Annotated in this window: 18 protein-coding genes; 7 read left to right on the top strand and 11 right to left on the bottom strand. The window is 67.1% G+C overall.

Going from position 1 to position 21,160, the window contains the following annotated elements:
- Window position 1 precedes the first annotated feature (1 nt).
- The 6 genes from N5C88_RS22510 to N5C88_RS22485 all read right to left on the bottom strand — a co-directional run bounded on the left by N5C88_RS22510 (window position 2) and on the right by N5C88_RS22485 (window position 9,138).
- Window positions 2–883, bottom strand: a complete 882-nt coding sequence (locus N5C88_RS22510) for a DMT family transporter (RefSeq protein ID WP_118932061.1) — start codon at window positions 881–883, stop codon at window positions 2–4.
- A 373-nt stretch (window positions 884–1,256) separates the two neighbouring features.
- Window positions 1,257–3,881 (bottom strand): AAA family ATPase, encoded by a 2,625-nt coding sequence (locus tag N5C88_RS22505; protein ID WP_280016288.1) that lies wholly within the window; start codon window positions 3,879–3,881, stop codon window positions 1,257–1,259.
- A complete protein-coding gene (locus N5C88_RS22500; RefSeq protein WP_280016287.1) occupies window positions 3,878–5,005 on the bottom strand; it encodes a DNA repair exonuclease in 1,128 nt (375 codons plus the stop codon). The genes N5C88_RS22505 and N5C88_RS22500 overlap by 4 nt, the downstream gene beginning before the upstream one ends.
- 40 nt (window positions 5,006–5,045) lie before the next feature.
- Complete coding sequence (locus N5C88_RS22495) at window positions 5,046–6,839, bottom strand: acyl-CoA dehydrogenase family protein (RefSeq protein ID WP_280016286.1); 1,794 nt, start codon at window positions 6,837–6,839, stop codon at window positions 5,046–5,048.
- A 72-nt stretch (window positions 6,840–6,911) separates the two neighbouring features.
- The gene (locus tag N5C88_RS22490; RefSeq protein WP_280016285.1) at window positions 6,912–8,138 is read right to left on the bottom strand and encodes a CaiB/BaiF CoA-transferase family protein; all 1,227 of its coding nucleotides are present in this window, start codon (window positions 8,136–8,138) and stop codon (window positions 6,912–6,914) included.
- 31 nt (window positions 8,139–8,169) lie between these two features.
- Window positions 8,170–9,138 (bottom strand): tripartite tricarboxylate transporter substrate binding protein, encoded by a 969-nt coding sequence (locus N5C88_RS22485; RefSeq protein ID WP_059380053.1) that lies wholly within the window; start codon window positions 9,136–9,138, stop codon window positions 8,170–8,172.
- 183 nt (window positions 9,139–9,321) lie between these two features.
- Between N5C88_RS22485 and N5C88_RS22480 the strand changes: the two genes are divergently transcribed.
- Window positions 9,322–10,206, top strand: coding sequence for a LysR family transcriptional regulator (locus N5C88_RS22480; RefSeq protein ID WP_251879921.1), 885 nt, complete (start codon window positions 9,322–9,324; stop codon window positions 10,204–10,206).
- An 84-nt stretch (window positions 10,207–10,290) separates the two neighbouring features.
- Here the strand turns inward: N5C88_RS22480 and N5C88_RS22475 are convergent, their stop codons facing one another.
- A complete protein-coding gene (locus N5C88_RS22475; protein ID WP_251879919.1) occupies window positions 10,291–11,592 on the bottom strand; it encodes a D-amino acid dehydrogenase in 1,302 nt (433 codons plus the stop codon).
- 135 nt (window positions 11,593–11,727) lie between these two features.
- On the opposite strand from N5C88_RS22475, the gene N5C88_RS22470 reads away from it, so the two are divergent.
- From N5C88_RS22470 to N5C88_RS22450, 5 genes are all read left to right on the top strand, one after another.
- Window positions 11,728–12,195, top strand: coding sequence for a winged helix-turn-helix transcriptional regulator (locus tag N5C88_RS22470; RefSeq protein WP_013394098.1), 468 nt, complete (start codon window positions 11,728–11,730; stop codon window positions 12,193–12,195).
- A 127-nt stretch (window positions 12,196–12,322) separates the two neighbouring features.
- Window positions 12,323–12,982 (top strand): DUF502 domain-containing protein, encoded by a 660-nt coding sequence (locus tag N5C88_RS22465; RefSeq protein ID WP_059380050.1) that lies wholly within the window; start codon window positions 12,323–12,325, stop codon window positions 12,980–12,982.
- Between the two features lie 35 nt (window positions 12,983–13,017).
- Window positions 13,018–13,263 carry an RNA-binding S4 domain-containing protein gene (locus tag N5C88_RS22460; RefSeq protein WP_059380049.1) on the top strand — a complete coding sequence of 82 codons (246 nt, stop codon included), beginning with the start codon at window positions 13,018–13,020 and terminating at the stop codon, window positions 13,261–13,263.
- 32 nt (window positions 13,264–13,295) lie between these two features.
- Window positions 13,296–13,871 carry a restriction endonuclease gene (locus N5C88_RS22455; RefSeq protein ID WP_280016284.1) on the top strand — a complete coding sequence of 192 codons (576 nt, stop codon included), beginning with the start codon at window positions 13,296–13,298 and terminating at the stop codon, window positions 13,869–13,871.
- A gap of 13 nt (window positions 13,872–13,884) precedes the next feature.
- A complete protein-coding gene (locus N5C88_RS22450; RefSeq protein ID WP_251879915.1) occupies window positions 13,885–14,256 on the top strand; it encodes a DUF2784 domain-containing protein in 372 nt (123 codons plus the stop codon).
- An 8-nt stretch (window positions 14,257–14,264) separates the two neighbouring features.
- Here N5C88_RS22450 and N5C88_RS22445 read toward each other — a convergent pair whose 3' ends face one another.
- From N5C88_RS22445 to N5C88_RS22435, 3 genes are all read right to left on the bottom strand, one after another.
- Entirely contained in the window at window positions 14,265–15,392 is a 1,128-nt protein-coding gene (locus N5C88_RS22445; RefSeq protein ID WP_059380046.1) for an acyl-CoA dehydrogenase family protein, read from the bottom strand.
- Window positions 15,393–15,522: 130 nt separating this feature from the next.
- Complete coding sequence (locus tag N5C88_RS22440) at window positions 15,523–17,340, bottom strand: glycoside hydrolase family 15 protein (RefSeq protein ID WP_118932067.1); 1,818 nt, start codon at window positions 17,338–17,340, stop codon at window positions 15,523–15,525.
- Window positions 17,341–17,343: 3 nt separating this feature from the next.
- Window positions 17,344–18,165 carry a glucose 1-dehydrogenase gene (locus N5C88_RS22435; protein WP_251879911.1) on the bottom strand — a complete coding sequence of 274 codons (822 nt, stop codon included), beginning with the start codon at window positions 18,163–18,165 and terminating at the stop codon, window positions 17,344–17,346.
- Between the two features lie 125 nt (window positions 18,166–18,290).
- On the opposite strand from N5C88_RS22435, the gene N5C88_RS22430 reads away from it, so the two are divergent.
- A complete protein-coding gene (locus tag N5C88_RS22430; RefSeq protein ID WP_280016283.1) occupies window positions 18,291–19,367 on the top strand; it encodes a sensor domain-containing diguanylate cyclase in 1,077 nt (358 codons plus the stop codon).
- 60 nt (window positions 19,368–19,427) lie between these two features.
- Here N5C88_RS22430 and N5C88_RS22425 read toward each other — a convergent pair whose 3' ends face one another.
- The gene (locus tag N5C88_RS22425) at window positions 19,428–21,158 is read right to left on the bottom strand and encodes an ABC transporter substrate-binding protein (protein WP_280016282.1); all 1,731 of its coding nucleotides are present in this window, start codon (window positions 21,156–21,158) and stop codon (window positions 19,428–19,430) included.
- Between the last annotated feature and the right edge of the window lie 2 nt (window positions 21,159–21,160).

Genomic DNA, 21,160 nt, shown 5'->3' with positions numbered 1-21,160 from the left:
GTCAGGTCTGCGCCGCTTTCGCCGCCGGCGCCGGACTGCGCAACACCAGCATCAGCCCCAGCAGGATCGCCGCCATCCCGCCCAGACTCAACGCCGACAACCGGTTGCCCAGGATGAGGTAATCCAGCGCCGCCGTGCCGGCCGGAACCAGATAGAACAAGCTGGTGACGTTGACCAGGTTGCCGGCCTGGATCATGCGGTAGAACAGCAGGGTCGCGCCCACCGAAATCACCAGGCCCATCCAGATCAGCGGCAGGATGAAGCCTGTCACCCACTCCACCCGGATGGGCTGGAACGGCACGAACAGCAGGCACAGCGCCAGGCTGACCAGGTACTGCAGCGGCATGACGTTCATGGGCGTCTGGCGCACGCGCTTCTGCAGCATGGCGCCGCTGGTCATGCAGAGCAGCGCGGCCAGCGCGTAGACCATGCCGGCCGCGGAGAAGCGCGCCATGCCTATGCTCTGGTAGACCACCATCACCAGCCCGCACAAGGCGAGGCCGAGGCCCGCCAGGCGCGGCAATGAATAGCGCCTTTCCATCACGGCCAGCGTCAGGATGGGCTGCGCGCCCAGCAGCGTGGCCAGCACGCCGGGCGTGATGCCGTGGTCCAGCGCCAGCAGATAGCAGATGGAATAGCCGCCGATGAGCAGCAGGCCCGTGGCCGCCACCGTCAAGCGCGTGCCCGGCGCTGGCAGCCAACGCCGCCGCCATGCGCACAACAGCAGCAGCACGGCCAACGCCAGGATGAAACGCAACAGCAGGAAGCCGAAGGCGGAGGCATGGGACAACCCCCATTTGGCGAAAATCGCGCCGCCGCTCCACAGCAGCACGAACAAGGAAGTGGAGCCATAGGAGGTCCACGCGGATCTATCGAAAGACATGAGGTTTCTACCTGTCGGGGTATGAACAGGCTCCAGCCCCGCCCGCGCGAGCGGGCATAGGCATGCGCTAGACGGATGCAATACGCATCAGGACGTCTGGCGCAGCTTTTGAAAAGAGGACTGGAGTCGCGTTGCGGACGGCGTCAGCCGACGACGACCGCGCAAGGCGGGTAAGCGCCCGAGACCACGCCGCAAGGCGGCGCGACCGGCGGCGATACCACCGTGGACACGACAGGAGAAAAACCGGGGGAAACTGCGGAGCGCCGGGACAGCACACGCGCACGCGTATCCGCTGCGCAGGCAGCGGACGCGAAATCGGCGAAGGACGTGTGGTCAGGCATGGGGCGTAGCCTACCGGCTGCGCGCGGCGCGGTCAAGCGATGCGCCGCTGCTCCACGCCCATGTCGCGCCATGCTTCGCCATGGCAGGTGAACATCAGGATCTGATGCCGCGTGGCCGCGTCGAATAGCGCGCGCTTCATGAAGTCGCGCCGCATGTCGTCCGTGTGGACCAGCGCGTCGTCGAGCAGCAGCAGCGTCGGCCGCCCTGCTTCGCGCAGCAGGTCGGCATAGGCGAAGCGGGCCAGGATGCCCAGCTGTTCACGCGTGCCGAAGCTGAGCGCGGACAGCTGGTCCTCGCCACCGGCGCGGCGCAACGCCATGGGCAACAAGGCATCGTCCAGCCGCAGGTCGGCTTCGGGGAACAGCAGCGCCAGGTAGTGGTTCAGCCGGCGCGCCAGCGGCGCCTGCAGGCGTTGCGTGGCTGCGGCGCGCTTGTCCGCCAGCAGCTTTTGCAGGAGTTCCAGCGCAGCGGCGCGGCGGGCAAAGTCGGCGCGCCGCCGTTCCAGGCGTTCGCAGGCGGCCTCGGCCTCGGACAGGCGTTCGCCCAGCCCCTGGGCGCCCGCCTGGTCCAGCTTGCCTTGCAACTGCAGGATTTCGCCGTGACGCTTGTGCTGCGCCTCGCGCTCGATGGCGGCGGACTTCTCGTAGCGCTGCACATCCTGTTCGACCAGTTCGGGGCGGTGGCCAGCCAATGCCGCCTGCGCGTCGCGCACGCGGCGCTCCAGCTCGTCGTGGCTGCTGCGCGCCTCGGCAAGCCGGCCCGCGCGGGCCTGCCGTTGCGCTGCGCGCTCCGGTGATTGAAGCTCGGCATTGCGCGCCGCCGCCTGGTTTTCCAGCAATTGGGCGCGCGCGCCGTCGGTATCCATGGCGCGCTGCGCGGCGGCCAGCGCGGTTTCGGCCTGCGCCGCAACCGCCTCGGCTTCACGCAGGGACTGCAGCGCCGCAGGCAGATCGCCGCCGTCCGCTGCGGGCGCAGCGGGCAGCTTGTCCAGTCGTTCCTGCAATTGCGCGCGGCGCGCCAGCGCGTCATCGCGCTGGCCCCGCAACACGTCCACGCCCTTGGGCGCATGGATGCCCAGCGTCTTGCGCATGCCTTCCAGTTCGCGCAGCAAGGCGCCGTAGCGGGCATGGCGTTGCTCGGCCTGCGCCAGGCTTTCGACGTCCAGGCGTTGCAGCAAGGCCGCGCTGGCCGCCCGGGCCGCGTCGATTTCGCGCTTGAGCGCGGGCAGGTCCTTGCCGCCCGGCTCGATGCGCAAGCGCCCGACGCCTGGCAGTTCCAGTTCGGCGGCTGCCGTCAGCAAGACCTCGTCGGCGCCGCTCAGCATCCGGCCGTCCAACAGCGCCCGGCCGCCCGCTTCCAGCTGATAGGACAGGCGCGTGGCGCTGGCCTGCTGCTGCAATTGCAGATTGGCCAGTTCGCGTTCGCGCTTGCGCAAGGCTTCCATGTCGGCGTCGGCGATTTCGAGACGCATGGTCTCGGCCTTGAGCGCGGAGCCCTGCTCGATCAATGCGGTGACTTCATTCAATGCGCCGTCCAGGCGTTCGATCTCCGCGCCCAGCTGGGCCAGTTGATGCTCCAGGTCGCGCCGGTCGGCCACGGCCTGTACCGCGGTGACGCGCTGGCGCGCTGCGTCCATCGCGGCGGCATGCGCCTGGCGCTGCTGTTGGGCTCGCGCCAGCGGTTCGCGCGCGGCCTCGACCCGGGCGCGCGCGGCGCGGGCCTCGTGGACCAGGGCTTGGAGTTCGGCCTCGTCCTGCTGGTCGCGCCGGACCTGGTCCTGCAACAGCGCCAGCGTCTGCGCGGCCTGCGCCTGTTCGCGGCGCAGACCGTCGAAGGCTTCGCGCTCCTTGGCCAGGGCGGCCAGGCGCGCGCGCGCTTCGGCCGCCTTGGCCTCGAAGTCCTTCCAGGGTTCGCCGGCCTGGGCGCGCTCGTGGTCGCGACGCAATTCGGCCAGGCGATCCACGTCGGCGTTCAGTTGCGCCATGGCCTGCGCGCATTCGTCGCGTTCGGCCGCGGCGCGCGCCAGCGCGTCCTCCGCTTCCTTGTAGGCGCCCTTGGGGCGGCCATTGCGCGCGTCCAGCAACGCGCCGCGCTCAGCGGCCACGCGCTCGTAGAGGCGGTCGCCATCGCCCGAAGCCAGTTCGCCGGACAGTTGCGTCAAGGCTTTGCGCAGATGCGCGCCCGCATGGCCGGCTGCTTCCTGCAGGTTCTGGCCGTCGCCCTGCTGGATCCACAACAGGCCGGGTATGCCCGCCAGGTCCGGCTTGCTCTGGCCGCGTCCCGGCAATTCAAAGCCCAGCAAGGCAGCCAGCGCGTTTTCGGCTTCTTCGCCGTCCAGGCGCTGCGCGCCGCCATCGATCAGCAGTTCGCAGCGGGCGCGCGACAGGAATTGCTTCTTCAGGACGTAGCTGTGCCCGGCATGCGTGAATTCCAGTTCCACGCTGGGCCGCGCGCCGGACTCGCCGTGCGGCGCCAGGTCGGCGACCTTGCTGGTGCTGTAGCGTTCGAGAAAGGCGGAACGGATGGCCGCGGCCACGGTGCTCTTGCCGGCTTCGTTCGGGCCCACGAACAGGTTCAGGCCATCCTGCAGCCCCTCCAGCGCCATGGGCTGGCGGAACTTGCGGAATTCTTCCAGGGCGATGCGCGACAGCTTCATTTGGCGGCTCCCGGCGCGGCGCTTTCGCGCTGGAACCGCAGCAGCAGCCGCAATGCCTCGCCAGCGACCGCGGATTGGTCCGGATCGGCCTGCAGCGCCTGCAATTGCGCCGCTACTTCACCCACGTAGCCACTGGCGCGCAGTTCAGCCAGGTCGGCTTCGTCCGGTTCCAGCATGAGGCCGGACAGGTCCGGCAACAGCGCGCGCACTTGCGCTGCGGCCTGGTCCACGGCGCGTTGCAGCGTCTCCCAGGTTTCCATGTTGACGTGCCCCTGCACTTCCAGCCGCAGGACATCTTCCGCACGCAGCGCTGCCATGCGCGCGGCCAGCGCCTGCGCGTCCGAGGGCAGGCTCAGCGTTTCCGTCCAGGCCGACCAGCGGTACTTGCCCGTGGCCAGCCGCTCGACGGCGGGCGTGGCGCCCGGCGCCTCGATGCGCACATGCAGCGCGTACCCGGGCTCGTTGCCGCGAAAGCGGTCCTGCTCCGGCGTGCCGGCATACCAGGTGCGTTCGTCAATGGACAGGCAGCCGTGCCAGTCGCCCAGCGCCAGGTAGTCCAGGCGGGCGCGCGCCGCACGGTCCGGGGCGATGGGATTGGTGGCGTCTATGGTGTCCGGCAGGCGGCCCGCCACGCTGCCGTGCGCCAGGCCCACGCGGATGCGGCCGGCTTCGGTTTCCAGCGCGTCGAAGGCCTGGGTCACGTCGTCGTAGGTATGGCGTTGCGTCAGGGGCGCGGCCAGCACGGCGAGATTGATCGCCGCCAGATCGACCACGCCGGTGCGCAGCGGCACATGCACGTTGGATGGAATGCAGCCCAGCTGCATCGCCCGGCTCCAGACGCTGTCGGCCAGCGCGGCGTCATGGTTGCCGGCGATCATGACCCAAGGCCCGGCGTAAGCGGCCATGGCCGCGAACAGCCGGCGTATCGTGCGGTCCGACACGCCCTGCGTGTCGAACACGTCGCCCGCCACCATCACGGCGTCCACGCCGCGTTCGGCCGCCAGCGCGGCGATGCGGGCCACGACGTCGAAGCGCGCCTCGGCCAGCATGGCGGCGTCGTCGGTTTCAAACTGGCCGTATTGTCGGCCGATCTGCCAGTCGGCGGTGTGCAGGAAATGGGTCATGCGCGGAATTGTAAGAGCAAGACCCCTGCCGCGGCTCCTCTCAGGATGACAAAGCCAGCACCGGCAGAACTTGCGCCAGCGTCAAGGGCTCGGTTTGCAGCATCAGTCTGTCTCCCTGCGTCTCTGCGTCCGCCTCGGCGTCGCGCAGGGGATCGGCGGGCAGCAGATAGTGGCGCAGCACCGCGTCGGCAAGCAGCAGGCGGCGCGCATCCACCCCGGGCTGGCAGCTCTCCCAGGCCATGAACACCGCCGCCGATGCGTAATAGAGTGCGGATGCCGCGCGGCGCACCTGCGCCTCATGCTGTTCGTCCGTCCCGACGGCCTGGGCCAGGCTGACGGCGCGGCGCAGGCAGTCCCGCGCCGTAGCGCGCCAGGCGCGGGGCAAGGCGGACGCCTCCTCCAGCTTGCTCTCCAGCAAGGCCGACAAGGCCTCGTGCGCCCGATCCTTGCGCACGGCGCGCTGGATCGCGTCGAGCGCGTTGATGTTGCTGGTTCCCTCCCATAGCACGCCTATGTGCGCGTCGCGCACCAGCCGGGCATTGACGAAGTCTTCGATGTAGCCGTTGCCGCCGCGTATCTCCATCGCGCCCGTTGCCACGGCGATGTTGTCCCGGCACGTGCGCAGCTTGAGCAGCGGCGTCAGCAGCCGCAGCGCCTGGGCGGCGTGCGCGGCGCCCTCCTGCGCCCGCCGCATGATATCGGCCGTCGCCATGACCATCGACAACGCCGCTTCCGTCGGCGTCAGCAGTTTCAACAACTGGCGGCGCAGCAGCGGATAGGCGATGACATCGCGTCCGAACGCCCGCCGATGGCGCGCGGCCAGCATGGCCTCGTTGAGGCAGCGCCGCATCATTGCCGCCGCGCGCACGCCGTGCGACAAACGCGACAGGTTGACCTGCTCCATCATGTGCTTGAGCCCCTGGTCCGCCTCCCCCACCAGGTACGCCTGGGCGCCTTCCAGGCGAATCTCGCCGCTGGCCATCGAGCGCGTGCCCAGCTTGTCCTTCAGCCGGACGATGCGATAGGCATTGCGGCTGCCGTCTTCCAGGCGCCGCGGCATCGCAAACAGAGCCAAGCCGCGCGTGCCCGCCGGCGCGCCTTCGGGACGGGCCAACAGCAAGGCGATGTCCGCGTCGGTGTGCGAGCAGAACCATTTTTCCCCGTACAGGCGCCAGATCCCGTCAGTCTGGCGGGCCACGGTTTCCAGGGCACCCACGTCGGACCCGCCGGTCTTCTCCGTCATGAATTGCGTCCCCTTCCAGAGCACGGCCGGGTCGCTGGACAGCATGCGCGGCAGCAGCCTTTCCTGCAACGCCGGACTGCCGAATTTCCTGATCAGATGTATGGAGGTATCCGATACGCTGATCGGACACATCTGGCCGAATTCGGCCTGGACAAACAAGTATTGCAGCGCATACTTCGCCACCGGCGGCAGCGGCGCATCGCAGCCCAGCACGCCGGCGCGATGGCTCATGGCATGGAACTGGAAATCCGCGAACGCGATATGTTCCATCTCCTGATAGGCCGGGTGGTACTCGATCCAGTCTTCGTCCTCGCCCCAGCGCGTGCGCGCGTGCAGCACGGGCGGGTACTTGTCCGCCACGGTTGCCAAGGCATTGAGGCGCCCCCCCGCCAATTGCCCCATGCGCTGGAACTGCGGCAGCAGCTGCGCATGCGCGGCAGCGGGCAGGTACAGCCTCAGCAGGTCCTGCAGACCCCGATCCAGCGCGTAGAAATCCAGGCCTGCGCAGTCGGGTGCGAGGAAATGGGAGCTCTGCGAAGAGCGCTCTGGACGCGGGCGTACGTATTCATCGTATCTGGCTGAAAATGACATGGACAGCTCCTGAAGGTCGTGGACGGACGCCGCGCCTGAAGCGGCGCGCGGGCATGCGTCGGCAATGGAAAATCAGATGACGCCGGCAGCGCGCAAATGCGTCAGCGCGGCATCCGAGTAGCCAAGACGCTGCGTCAGCACGTCTCTTGTGTGCTCGCCCAGCACGGGCGGACCCACGGCATGGTCCAGCGGCGTCGCCGAAAACCGCATGGGGCTGGCGATGCCCGGGCAGGTTCCGCCCGTCGACAAGGGCAAATCCACGCGCAGGCCACGGTGCACGACCTGCGGGTCGGCGAAGGTCTCGGCGTAGGTGTTGATCGGTCCGCTGGGCACCCCCGCAAGTTCCAGCCGCTGCTGCCACGCCGCGCTGGTATCCGTCTTCATGATTTCAGCCAGCAGGGGCAACAGCGTGTCGCGATGGGTCAGACGCCCGCTTACCTTGGCATAGCGCGGGTCTTGCGCCAGGTCCGGCCGCCGGATCTCCTGGCAATAGGCCGCGAACTGGCTGTCGTTGCCCACGGCCACGATCAAGCGCCCATCCGCTGTGTCGAACACCTGGTATGGCACTGCGTTGGCGTGCGCGTTGCCATAGCGCTTGGGCGCCTTGCCGGACACCAGGTAGTTCACGGCGGGGTTGCTGCCGAACGCCAGCACGCAGTCCAGCAAGGCCATGTCTATGTGCTGCCCCTGCCCGCTGCGTTCGCGCCAGGCCAAGGCGGCCGCAATCGCCAGGCTGGCGTACATGCCCGTGGTGATGTCCGCCACGGCGACCCCTACTTTCTGCGGCCCTGCGCCGGGCAGGCCATCGGCCTCGCCGGTGACGCTCATCAAGCCGCCCATGCCCTGAAAAATGAAGTCGTACCCCGGCCGGTGGCGATACGGCCCGGTCTGCCCGAATCCCGTGATCGAGCAATAGACCAGCGCGGGGTTGTCGGCGCGCAGGTCTTCATAACTCAATCCATAGCGCGCCAGGGTGCCGACCTTGTAGTTTTCCACCAGCACGTCCGAGTCCGCCGCCAGCCGGCGGACGATGTCCTGGCCTTCGGCGGTGGAAATGTCCACCGTCACGGATTTCTTGCCGCGATTGGTCGACGCGTAGTAGCCCGAATCCTCGCGCGGCCGCTCTCCCGCATCAGGCATCCAGGGCGGCCCCCAGCCGCGGGTATCGTCGCCAGCGCCAGGGCGTTCGATCTTGATCACGTCCGCGCCCAGGTCGGCAAGGTTCTGCGTGCACCAGGGCCCTGCCAGCACGCGGGTCAGGTCGAGCACGCGAATATGGGATAACGGTTTGATTGCCATGTGTCTTGAGCCTCGATGCCGATGCGGCGCTTTAATCGATGCGGATGTCCGCGTCCTTGATGACCTGCCCATAGCGCGCGCTTTCCTCGCGCATGTACGCGCTGAAGGCGTCGCCGAAGTACCCCACCGGCTCTCCCCCGGTGCGCAGCAGGGCTTCGCGCACGTCGGCCTGGGTCATGATCTGTTCGATGGCGCCGCTCAGCGACTTGACGATGGCCGGCGGCGTGCCCGATGGCGCCAGGATGCCGACCCACGCGGACATCCTCATATCCGGGTAGCCCAGTTCCGCCGTGGTCGGCAATTGCGGCAGCACCGCGGAGCGCTTGTCGCTCATGACGGCCAGCGCGGTCAGCTTGCCGGCCTGGATCTGCGGCAAGCCCGTGAATGCGGGTTCGAACGTGACGGAGACTTCGCCGCCCATCACCGCCGCCTTGGCAGGCGCGCTGCCCTTGTACGGCACATGCAGGAGATTGACGCTGGCCCGGGATCGCAGCATCTCGCCGGCCAGGTGCGCCGTCGAGCCAGCGCCGTACGAGGCATAACTGAACTCGCCCGGCTTGGCCTGGGCCAGGCCCACAAACTGCGCCAGCGTCTGCGCCGGGACCTTCGGGTTGACGACGATGACGCTGGGCGTGCTGGCCACCAGCGCAATCGGCGCAAAGCTCTTGACCGCGTCATACGGCAATTTCGGGTACAGCCAGGGATTGATTGTCAGCGTGGTGTTGGTTGCCGCCAGCAAGGTGTAGCCGTCGGGCTTGGCGTTGGCCACCATCTCCGCGCCGATGATGGTGGCGGCGCCCGCGCGGTTTTCCACGATCACCGGCTGGCCCAGCCGTTCGCCAAGCTTCTGGCCGATGACGCGCGCCACTACGTCGGTCATGCCGCCGGCCGAGTACGGCACGATCAGACGGATGGGCATGCGGGGATAGTCCTGCGCTTTTGCGGCGCTGGCGGCAAGCAATGCGCTGGCGGCCAGCGCGATGAGGCTAGGGATACGCACGAGAGTCTCCTTGGGGGATCGATCGCGGGTCTGTGCCCGGATTCATAGCCGCGTGTCGCCGCGGTGAAACCCATTATTGGCAACGTGATTTTTCTCGTCCAATATATTTTTTTGTGCTATTCATACAGATATTGGATCAATCTTTTCCAGCCTGTCAGAGTCCCCTAGTCCGCGAGCCTCTCCATGGATCTGCGTCAACTCCGCTACTTCGTGGCCGTCGCCGAGGAGCTGCATTTCGGCAGGGCCGCCAAGCGCCTGTCCATCAGCCAGCCTCCCCTCAGCTTCAACATCCGCCAGTTGGAATCCTCGCTAGGCATGGAACTGCTGCGGCGCACCACGCGCGAAGTGGCGCTGACCGAGGCCGGCAAGGTGATCTATCGGGAAGCGTTGAAACTGCTGGCGCTGGCGCGCGACGCCGAGGAACAGGCGCGGCGCGCCGCCAATGGCGAAGCCGGCGCCGTGCATATCGGATTCGTGGGCTCGTCGTTCCTGACACGGCTGGCGTCCGACGTCCGGGCCTTCTGCGTGGCGCGGCCGGACGTCGAGGTGGTGCTGTACGAACTCAGCAGCTACGAACAAATCGACGCGCTGCTGCGCGGCCAGATCGATATCGGGATCGTGCATCCCCGGGTGATGCCATCCGGCGTCGCGTCACGCGTACTGCACCGCGAGGACTTCGTCTGCCTGCTGCCGGCAACGCATCCCCTGGCCGGACTCCAGACGATCGCCGCGCAGCAGTTGCAACACGACGACTTCGTGCTGTTTCCCCGGGATTTCTCGCCGGGCTACTACGACAAGATACTGGCGCTTTGCCTACAGGCCGGCTTCACGCCACATATCCGGCACAAGGTCCGCAACATGCTGACGATCGCCACCCTGGTATCGCATGAATTCGGCGTGTCGCTGGTTCCAGCTTCGCTGGGAAAGGTGCAATTGCCGAATCTGGTTTGCCGTCCCCTGACGCATGCGTCGACCCCGTCGGATCTGCGCGGCATCTGGCGTCTCGATGAAACGCAGCCCGCCGTACTGGCCATGCTGGAGCAATTGGCGCAAGCGCAGCAGCCGTGAAGACAGCGGCCCCGCCGGCGTTCTGCGCTGGCGGGGCCGCTGCAGGCCAGGCTTGCGGCCTGGGCCGAGGGGAGGAAACAGTAATCAGGCGCTCTTGCCGTCCAGCACCAGCGACTGGCTGGACACGGCCTTGCGGTCGTAGCGCGACAGGTCCAGGCCATCGGTGCGGATGGCGGGACGCTGGCCCATGACCTGGTCGGCCACCAGCTTGCCCGAGCCGCAGGCCATGGTCCAGCCCAGCGTGCCGTGGCCGGTGTTCAGGTACAGGTTGCCGTAGCGGGTCGCGCCGACCACCGGGGTGCCGTCCGGCGTCATGGGACGCAGGCCAGTCCAGAACTCGGCCTGAGCCACGTGGCCGCTGCCCGGGAACAGGTCGTTGACGACCAGCTCCAGCGTCTTGCGGCGGGCCTCCTTCAGGCGCAGATCGAAGCCCGCGATCTCGGCCATGCCGCCCACGCGGATGCGCTGGTCGAAACGCGTCACGGCGATCTTGTAGGTTTCATCCAGGATGGTCGAAACCGGCGCGGCCGATTCGTCCGCCATGGGGATGGTCAGCGAGTAACCCTTGAGCGGATACACCGGCAGGTCCAGGTCCAGCGGCTTGAGGAAATCGCGCGTGTAGCTGCCGAAGGCGGCGACATAGCGGTCGGCGGTCAGCACTTCATTGCCCACGCGCACGCCGGTGATCTGGCCGCCGGCCGTGTTCAGGCCCGACACCGTCTGGCCGAAACGGAACTCCACGCCCAGACCCTTGGCCAATTCGGCCAGGCGCGTCGTGAACAGCTGGCAGTCGCCGGTTTCGTCATTGGGCAGGCGCAGGCCGCCGCTCAGCTTGTGCAGCGAGCGCGCCAGGGCGGGCTCGGCCGTCACCAGGCGATTGCGGTCCAGCAGTTCGTAGGGCACGCCCACTTCTTCCAGCACCGCGATGTCGCGGCGGGCGGCTTCCAGCTGGGCCTCGGTGCGGAACAGCTGCAGCGTGCCGCGGGTGCGCTCTTCGTAGTGGATGCCGGTGGACTGGCGCAGTTCGCGCAGGCAATCGCGGCTGTACTCGGACAGGCGCAGCATGCGCTCCTTGTTCACCGCGTAGCGTTCGGCCGAACAGTTGGCCAGCATGGACGCCATCCATTTCAGCTGGAACAGGCTGCCGTCCAGGCGGATCGCCAGCGGGGCATGCTTCTGGAACAGCCACTTGATGGCCTTCAGCGGAATGCCGGGCGCGGCCCAGGGCGTGGAATAACCCGGCGAAACCTGTCCGGCGTTGGCGTAGCTGGTCTCCTGCGCCGCCGAAGGCTGGCGGTCCAGCACCGTGACTTTGGCGCCCTGGAGGGCCAGATAATAGGCGGTGGTGGTGCCGATGACGCCGCTGCCGAGGACGATGACGTGCATGATTCTTTCCGGTGATTGGTTTTGTTCAGGAATTTCGGTAGTCTATGGGCCTCTCAGCAGTGAAAAGCACTGAAGATTTTGCTTTGCCAGTGCTTTTTCCCGGCCACCTCCTGTTTTTCGATCGCCAAAAGTGAAATGCGCGAGCTAGACCGTATCGACCTGAAAATCCTGGATATCCTGCAGCGGGAAGGCCGCATTTCCGTGACCGAACTGGCCGACCGGATCAGCCTGTCCGCCACCCCCTGCTCCGACCGCGTCAAGCGCATGGAGCGCGAAGGCGTCATCACGGGTTACCATGCGCGCGTCAATCCGGCTGCGCTGGGCAAGAACCTGCTGGTCTTCCTGGAGATCAAACTGTCGGCCAAGTCCGGCGACGTGTTCGACAAGGTCAAGAAAGAACTGCTGTACGTGCCCGAAGTCATGGAATGCCATCTGGTATCCGGCGACTTCGACTATCTGGTCAAGGCCCGCCTGACCGAAATGAACGAATACCGCCGTCTCCTCGGCGAAATCCTCAAGCGCCTGCCCGCGTCCGCCGAATCTCGCAGCTACGTGGTCATGGAGGAGATCAAGGAGACGCTGTACCTGCCCGTGGACCGCTAGGCGCGCGCCGCTTCCGCTGGCCGCACGCCGATTGTTACCGGTCGGGTCCGCGCTGGCTGCTATGCTGGCGGCCCCTCGGCGCGTGCCTTTGCCGCGTAATCCGACCCTAATTTATTTGCCTATGTCTATGACCCGTCTCTACAAGTACTTCTTCCGCGGACTGATCACGGTCCTGCCGCTGGCCCTGACGATCTACCTGCTCTACATCTTCCTGGCGTGGACCGAAGCCGTGGCGCTGACATTCCTGCGCCCCTTCATCGGCGGGTTCTACGTGCCGGGCATGGGCCTGGCGCTGGGCATCCTCGGCATCCTGGCCATCGGCTACCTCGTATCCAAGGAACGCGTGCAGCGCGTGCTGGTGCTGCTGGAAATGCCGTTCACCAACCTGCCGGTGGTCAAGAGCATCTATTCGTCGCTGAAGAGTTTCGCGGACTATTTCTCCCCCAGTTCCAAGAACACCGCCCAGCAGGTCGTGATCCTGCGCGTGCCTGGCCAACAGCTGGAGCTGGTCGGCCTGGTCACGCGCCGCAACATGGAAGGCTTGCCCGAAGGCTTCAGCCAGGGCGAGCGCGTGGCCGTGTACCTGCCGATGGGCTACATGATCGGCGGCTATACCGTGTTCGTGCCGCAGGAATGGGTCCAGCCCATCCAGATGTCGGTCGAGGAAGCCATGCGTTCGTCCCTGATCGCCTGGATGGCTCGCGCCGAAACCACCAACAACCGTCCCGCCGCGCAGGAGCCTCCCGCCCCCGCGCAGGACGGCGCCAACGGCGGCGGCCAGGCCTGAGCGCCCCGCCCTCACCTCTCTACCAAACTCTCGCTATGCCCATCATCGAATTCACGCTGGCCGAAGGCAGCCCCTATATTGAAGTGAACCAGCTGCTCAAGGCCACCGGCGTGTGCGACAGCGGCGGCGCGGGCAAGATGCTGGTGGCCGAAGGCCACGTCAGCGTGGGCGGCGTGGTCGAAAGCCGCAAGACGGCCAAGATCCGCGCCGGCCAGATCGTGACCTGCGGCGACGTGCGCATCGTCGTGCGCGGCCCCGACGCTGGCGGCCAGGACGCCTGAAGCCCTCACAACCCGCCCGACCGCGAGCCGCCATGAAACTCAAGATGTCCCAGAACTCCATTTTTGCCGTGCTGCTGCGTTCGCCCTGGTGGATGAGCGCCGGCGTGGCCGTGCTGCTGTCGGCCGCCGGCTTTGCCGCGCTGCCGCTGGAGTACGCCGCGATGGGTGTGTTCGCGGCGGTGCCGTTCGCGGTCATCGCCATCATGGCGGCCTACAAGCAATTGCGCGCGCCCTCGGGCGCGCGGGTGCAGGCCGTGGCCGAAGCCGCTGCCGGCATGTCCTGGGCGGATTTTTCCAAAACCGTCGAAGCGGGCTTTCGCCGCGACGGCTGTGAAGTGCAGCGCCTGCAACTGCCCGGCGCCGATTTCGCGCTGACCAAGGACGGCCACGTCGCGCTGGTCAGCGCCAAGCGCTGGAAAGCCGCGCGCGTCGGCGTCGAACCGCTGCGCGAGCTGCAGGCCGCGCGCGAAAAGCGCGGGGCGCGCGAAGCGATATACATCGCGCTTGGCGAGATCTCGGACAATGCGCTGCAATACGCCAAGTCGCAGGGCGTGTCGCTGATGACGGCGCCCGAACTGGCCAAGCTGCTGCGCGACCTCAAGCCCTGAGCCGGGTGCGGTCATGAGCTACCGCCTGCTTGCAGACCTTGTGCTGGCCGTGCATGGCCTCTTTGTTGCCTTCGTGGTGTTCGGCGGACTGCTGGCGCTGTGGAAGCGCTGGATCGCCTACCTGCACCTGCCGGCGCTGGCCTGGGGCGCGCTGGTGATAGGCATGGGCTGGATCTGCCCGCTGACGCCGCTGGAGATTTCGCTGCGCCAGCAGGCCGGCCAGCAAGGCTATGGCGGCGGCTTCATCGAACACTACGTGCTGGCGCTGATCTACCCCGAAGGCATCACTCGCGGCACGCAGATCGTGCTGGCGGCCTTGCTGATCGTGGGCAACATCATCGTCTACGCGCTGTGGGCGCGGCGCGGCCGGCGCCAGCCGGCCTAGTCTACCGTTTACAAGGCCCGGGCGATCACCAGGCGCTGGATGTCGCTGGTGCCCTCATAGATCTGGCAGACGCGCACGTCGCGATAGATGCGCTCGACCGGAAAATCCTTCAGATAGCCGTAGCCGCCCAGCGTCTGGATGGCGGCGGAGCAGACCTTTTCGGCCATCTCGGAGGCGAACAGCTTGGCCATGGACGCTTCCGTCAGCGCCGGCCTGCCGGCTTCGCGCAAGGCTGCCGCATGCAGCACCATCTGGCGCGCCGCATGGATCTGCGTGGCCATGTCGGCCAGGCGGAACGCGACCGCCTGATGCTCCATGATGGGTTTGCCGAAGGCCTGCCGGTCGCGCGCATAGTCGCGCGCGCATTCGTAGGCCGCGCGCGCCATGCCCACGGATTGGGACGCGATGCCGATGCGCCCGCCCTCCAGGTTGGACAGGGCGATCTTGTAGCCCTCGCCCTCCGCGCCCAGCCGGCAGGCCGCCGGAATGCGCATGTCCTCGAACGCGATCTGGCAGGTGTCGGAAGCATGCTGGCCCAGCTTGTCTTCCACCCTCAGCACCTTGTAGCCCGGAGTATCGGTAGGCACGATGAAGGCCGAGATGCCGCGCTTGCCGGCATCCGGGTCGGTCACGGCGAACACGATCACGACCTGGCCGCTGCGCCCCGACGTGATGAACTGCTTGGCGCCATTCAGGATGTAGTCGTCGCCATCGCGGCGCGCCCGGGTGTGCAGGCTGCTGGCGTCCGAGCCCGCCTGCGGCTCGGTCAGCGCAAATCCGCCGATATGCTCGCCCGTTGCCAACGGACGCAGGAACTGTTCTTTCTGCGCGTCGGTGCCGAACTTCAGGATGGGCATGCAGGCGACCGAATTGTGCACGCTCATGATGGTGGAGCAGGCGCCATTGCCAGCCGCGATTTCCTCCAGCGCGACGGCGTACGAGATATACCCGCTGTCGTTGCCGTCCCAGGCTTCGGGCACCAGCATGCCGAAAAAGCCCAGCTGCGCCATTTCGGCGATGGCGTCGGCGGGATAGTGATGCTCGCGGTCCCAGCGTTCCGAGTTGGGCGCCAGGCGCTCCTGCGCGAAGCGGCGCGCCATTTCCTGGACGCTGAGCTGTTCTTCGGTCAAAAGCATGCTTGTCTCTCCTGGATGCGGTGGCGGCCGACGCGCGGCCTGCTCTGTTCTGCGGTTCGGCCCGCCTTGGGGCGACCGTTAGATCGCCAGAATACACCGGGCCAGCAAACGCGGGACGCCGCTGCGCGGCCTATTCCCGCGGCGCGTCCTGCTCGGAACGCTGACGCGCCGGACCGCTGGCGCGGCTCAGGTTGTAGGCGGTATTGACCAGCCCGATGTGCGAGAACCCTTGCGGGAAGTTGCCCACCAGGCGGCGCCGAGTCACGTCGTATTCCTCGGCCAGCAGGCCCAGGTCGTTGCGCAGCCCCAGCAGCCGCTCGAACAGGCGTTCGGCGTCATCGATGCGCCCCTGCATGACGTAGGCGTCGGCCAGCCAGAAGCTGCAGGCCAGGAACACCCCTTCGTCGCCCGGCAAGCCGTCGCTGGCATGCTGGTTGGAATAGCGCAGCAGCAGGCCGTCGCGCAGCAGTTCGCGCTCGATAGCGCGCACCGTGCCAGTGACGCGCGGATCGTCCGCGGGCAGGAAACCCACCTGGGGGATGAGCAGCAGGCTGGCATCCAGCTCGTCCGACCCATAGCTCTGCACGAAGCTGCCGCGGGCCTGGTTGTAGCCATGCTTGCAGATGTCCGCCCGGATGCGGTCGGCCAGGCGCTGCCATTCATCGCGCGGCCCGCGCAGGCCGAAGCGATCGCAGGATTGCACCGCGCGGTCGAAGGCCACCCAGCACATCAAGCGCGAATGGGTGAAGGCGCGGCGCTCGCCCCGCACTTCCCAGATGCCGTGGTCCAGATCCTGCCAACGGCGCTTCAACGGCTCCAGCAGCACGTTCTGCAGGCGCCAGGCCTCGGCCAGCGGCGCCAGGTCCGCGGCGCGCGCCGCATACAGGGTTTCGATCAGTTCGCCATAGACGTCCAGCTGGCTCTGGCCGGCGGCGCCGTTGCCGCGGCGCACCGGCAGGCTGCCCTCATAGCCCGGCAGCCAGGGGATTTCAAGTTCGGGCAGCCAGCGTTCGCCGGCGATGCCATACATGATCTGCAACTGGTCGGGATGCCCGGCCACCGCGCGCAACAGCCATTGGCGCCAGGCCTCGGCCTCCTCTCGGTAGCCTGCATTGAGCAAGGCGTACAAAGTCAGCGCCGAATCGCGCAGCCAGCAGTGCCGGTAGTCCCAGTTGCGGCTGCCGCCCAGGGCTTCCGGCAGCGAGGTCGTGGGCGCGGCGATGATGCCGCCGGTCGGGTGAAAGGTCAGCAGCTTCAAGGTAATCAGCGAGCGCACCACGGCGTCGCGGCCTTCCTCGCTGCCCTCCCAGCGGCAGCGCTTGGCCCATTCCTGCCACCAGGAAATGGTGCGGTCCATGCTTTCCACGCGGTCCGGCACGAAATGCGGAGTGCGGTGCGAACGGTGGTAAGACAGCGTGAACGGCACCACCCGGCCCGGATGCACGGTGAAGCGCGCCGTGGTGGTGAGCTCGTGCCCCGCCAGGTCCACCGGCGTGTGCAGCTCGACCGCGTCGGGGCCCGCGATGGCGCTCAGGCCATAGTCACGCCGGCGCACCCAGGGCACGGCCTGCCCATAGTTGAAGCGTAGCTCCATCTCCATGTCCATCTGCACGTGTCCGGATTCGCCGCGCACGATGCGCACCACGTCGGCGCGCTCGTCGTCGTCGCTCAAGGGCATGAAGTCGTACAGCAGCGCCGTGCCCGAGCCGGTTTCGTAGCGCGTTTCCAGCACCGCGGTATCCGGCACGTAGCGGCGCGATACCGTGCAGTTCCGTGCGTGCGGCGCGATGCGCCAGCGTCCATGCCGTTCATCGCCCAGCAGCGCCGCGAAGCAGGCGGGCGAATCGAAATGCGGCAGGCACAGCCAATCGATGGAGCCGTCGCGCGCCACCAGCGCGGCGGACAGCATATTGCCGATCAGGCCATAGTCTTCCAGGGGCTTGGACATGGCCTAGCCCGCGCCACGGAATTCGGGATACAGCGTCATGCCGCCGTCGACGAACAGGGTCGTGCCGGTGACGTAATCGGACGCGTCGCTGGCCAGCCACACGGCGGCCCGCGCCACGTCTTCGGGTTCGCCGATGCGGCCGTAGGGAATCAGCTGCAACAGCCTGGCCAGGCTTTCCGGCGTATCCCAGGCCGGCTGGTTGATGGCTGTGCGTATGGCGCCCGGCGCAATCGAATTGACGCGTATCCGGGCCGGCGCCAGCTCCTGCGCCAGCGATTTCATCAGCATCGACACGCCCCCCTTGGATGCCGCGTAGTTCACCTGGAAGGCCCAGGGTATGGCCTCGTGCACGGAACTGATGAAAACGATGTTGCCCGCCGCCAGCCTCTGCCGCGCCGGGTCGACCGGTTGCGACTGGAACTGCCGCGCAGCGGCGCGCGCACATAGGAACTGCCCCGTCAGGTTCACGTCGATGACGCGCTGCCAGTCGGCCAGCGTCATGTCCGCAATCGGCGCGGGATGTTCTATGCCCGCGTTGTTGACCAGGATGTCCAGCCTCCCGTAATGCTGCAGCGCCTGCGCAAACAGGTGCTCCACCTCGGACTCCTTGCTGATGTCGGCGGCCGCGGTGACGGCCGAACCGCCCTGCCGCTGGATCGCTTCGGCGACGGCCGCGGCCCGCCCCTGCGAATCGCCGCCCGCGCGATGATTCACCACCACCTGCGCGCCAGCCGCCGCCAGCCCGATCGCGATGGCCCGGCCGATGCCGGAGGATGCGCCTGTCACCACGGCCACCCGGCCGCGCAGTTCGCTCGCGTGATGCATGCCTGCCTCCCTGGCGGCCGCTACCCGTCGAGCCCGGCCGCCGCGTGTGGAAAGTCCAGGGTAGTCCTGCGCGACGGTTCCATGCAAGCCGCTGCGCAGCGTGCATAATGCCCACCCATATGCCCATGCTTCCTGGAGACGCCGTGCTGGATCCGATACTTGCAGAACTGTCGACCACCCTGCCCGAGGCCAAGTCGGTCGAACAGCTGACCCGCCCGCTGCTGGACATGCTGGGCGCAGTGACCGGGCTGGAATCCACCTACCTCACGTCCATCGACCTGAAGGCCGATCTCCAGCGCATCCGCTACGCGCGCAACGCCGGAACACTGCAAATCCCCGAAGGCCTGTCCGTGCCCTGGGACGACACGCTGTGCAAACGCGCGCTGGACGAAGGCCGCATGTGCACCAGCGACGTCTCCAGCTGCTGGCCGGATTCCGACGCCGCCCGGCAACTGGGCATCCAAACCTATCTGAGCGCGCCGGTGCGCACGGATGAGGGCATGCTGTTCGGCACCCTGTGTGCCGCCAGCGCCACGCAGCACCGGATCGAGCCGCAGGCCGAATCGGTGCTGAAACTGTTCTCCAGCGTGATCGCCCGCTTCCTGGAACGCGAAATGCTGATGGAACAGCTCCATGCCGCCAACGTCCAGCTCATGTCGTATGCGCTGACCGACGCGCTCACCGGCCTGCCCAACCGCCGCGCGCTCTACGAGGCGCTGGACCGCCTGCAGGCGCGCGCCATCCGCGAAGGCGGCAGCGTGCTGGTGGGCGTGATCGACCTGGACGGTTTCAAGGGCATCAACGACGTCTATGGCCACCAGCAAGGCGATGTGTTCCTGCAGGAAGTGTCGCGCCGCATCTCCGCGGCGCTGCGCGGTTCGGACATGCTGGGTCGCATGGGCGGCGACGAATTCGTGCTGATCGGCCCCGGCCCGGCCCTGGCTGCGGGCGACGGCCCCCATGGCGTGCACGCGCCGCGCGGCGATGCCGAGGAAGCCGCCCGTTCCCTGGAAGAGCGCGCCACCGCCGCCACCGTGGGCCGCTACCAGCTCGGCGACGCAACCGTCCCGTACGAAGGCGCCAGCGTCGGCGTGGTGGCGCTGGACCCGCGTGGCCTGGACGCCGAAGCCGCCGTGCGCCTGGCCGACACCCGCATGTATGAAGTCAAGCGCGCGCGCAAGGCGGCGCGGGTCATACACTGACGGGAAAAAAAAGGACCCGGCGCATTGCCGGGTCCGGGCCGTCTGCAGCGTTCGGCCGGCTTACCTCACCTTGCCCTGCTTCCACGCATCGAGCAGCTTCTCATAGGCGATCGTCTCGCCCTTGGGCTTTTCGTTGGCCAGTTTCTTCCACGGCGCATGCTGGTCCGACAGCCACTTGCTGGGGTCGCTCTTGGGGTTGAGCTTGGGCGCGCACTGCGCCATGCCGGCCCGCTCCAGCCGCGCCATGACCTGGTCCATTTCATTGGCCAGGTTGTCCATGGCGGCCTGCGGGGTCTTTTCGCCGGTGACCGCGGTGGCGACGTTCTTCCACCACAGCTGCGCCAGCTTGGGATAGTCAGGCACGTTGTTGCCGGTGGGCGTCCACGCCACGCGCGCCGGGCTGCGGTAGAACTCGATCAGGCCGCCGTAGTTCGCCGCGTTCTTGGTGAAGAACTCGCTGTTGATGTCGCTGTCGCGGATGAAGGTCAGGCCGGTGATGGACTTCTTCAGCGACACCGACTTGGACGTGACGAACTGCGCGTACAGCCAGGCCGCCGCCATCTTGTCCGGGTTGGTGGACTTGAAGAAGGTCCACGAGCCCACGTCCTGGTAGCCGTTCTGCATGCCGTCCTTCCAGTACGGGCCGTAGGGCGACGGGGCCATGCGCCACTTCGGCGTGCCATCATCGTTGACCACCGGCAGGCCCTTCTTGGTCATGTCGGCGGTGAAGGCCGTGTACCAGAAGATCTGCTGCGCGATCTGGCCCTGGGCGGGCACCGGGCCGGATTCCGAGAAGGTCATGCCCATGGCCTGCTGCGGCGCATACTTCTTCATCCAGTCCACGTACTTGGTCAGGGCATAGACCGCGGCCGGACTGTTGGTGGCGCCGCCGCGCGCCACCGACGCGCCGACCGGCGTGCACTTGTCGTCCGCCACGCGGATGCCCCACTCGTCCACCGGCATGCCGTTGGGCAGGCCCTTGTCGGCGGCGCCGGCCATGGACAGCCACGCGTCGGTGAAGCGCCAGCCCAGCGACGGGTCCTTCTTGCCGTAGTCCATGTGGCCATAGACCTTCTTGCCGTCCAGTTCCTTGACGTCGTTGGAGAAGAAGTCGGCGATGTCTTCATAGGCGGACCAGTTGGTGGGCACGCCCAGCTCGTAGCCGTACTTGGCCTTGAACTTGTCCTTCAGGTCCTGCCGCGCGAACCAGTCGGCGCGGAACCAGTAGACGTTGGCGAACTGCTGGTCGGGCAGCTGGTAGAGCTTGCCGTCTGGCGCGGTGGTGAACTTGGTGCCGATGAAGTCCTTCAGGTCCAGGTTGGGATTGGTCCATTCCTTGCCCGCACCGGCCATATAGTCGGACAGGGGCAGGATGGCGCCGTAGCGGTAGTGCGTGCCGATCAGGTCGGAATCCGAAATCCAGCCGTCATAGATGGATTTGCCGGACTGCATCGAGGTCTGCAGCTTCTCGACCACGTCGCCTTCCTGGATCAGGTCGTGGTTGACCTTGATGCCGGTGATCTCCGAAAAAGCCTTGGCCAGCGTCTTGGACTCGTACTCGTGCGTGGTGATGGTTTCCGACACCACGCTGATCTCGTTCACTCCTTTGGCCTTGAGCTTGGCGGCGGCCTCGATGAACCATTTCATCTCGGCCATCTGCTGGTCCTTGGACAGCGATGAAGGTTGGAACTCCGATTCGACCCACTTCTTCGCTTCCGGTTCGCCAGCCCAGGCCGCCGAAGTCCCGATCAGGGCGATGGCGGCTGCCATGGCGTGCATGCGCAATTTCATGA

It is taken from the genome of Achromobacter sp. GD03932 (assembly GCF_029839485.1).
GTDB lineage: Bacteria > Pseudomonadota > Gammaproteobacteria > Burkholderiales > Burkholderiaceae_B > Achromobacter > Achromobacter bronchisepticus_A.
Note: the sequence above shows the minus strand (reverse complement) of the source record. Positions and strands in the feature narration are given on the sequence as shown.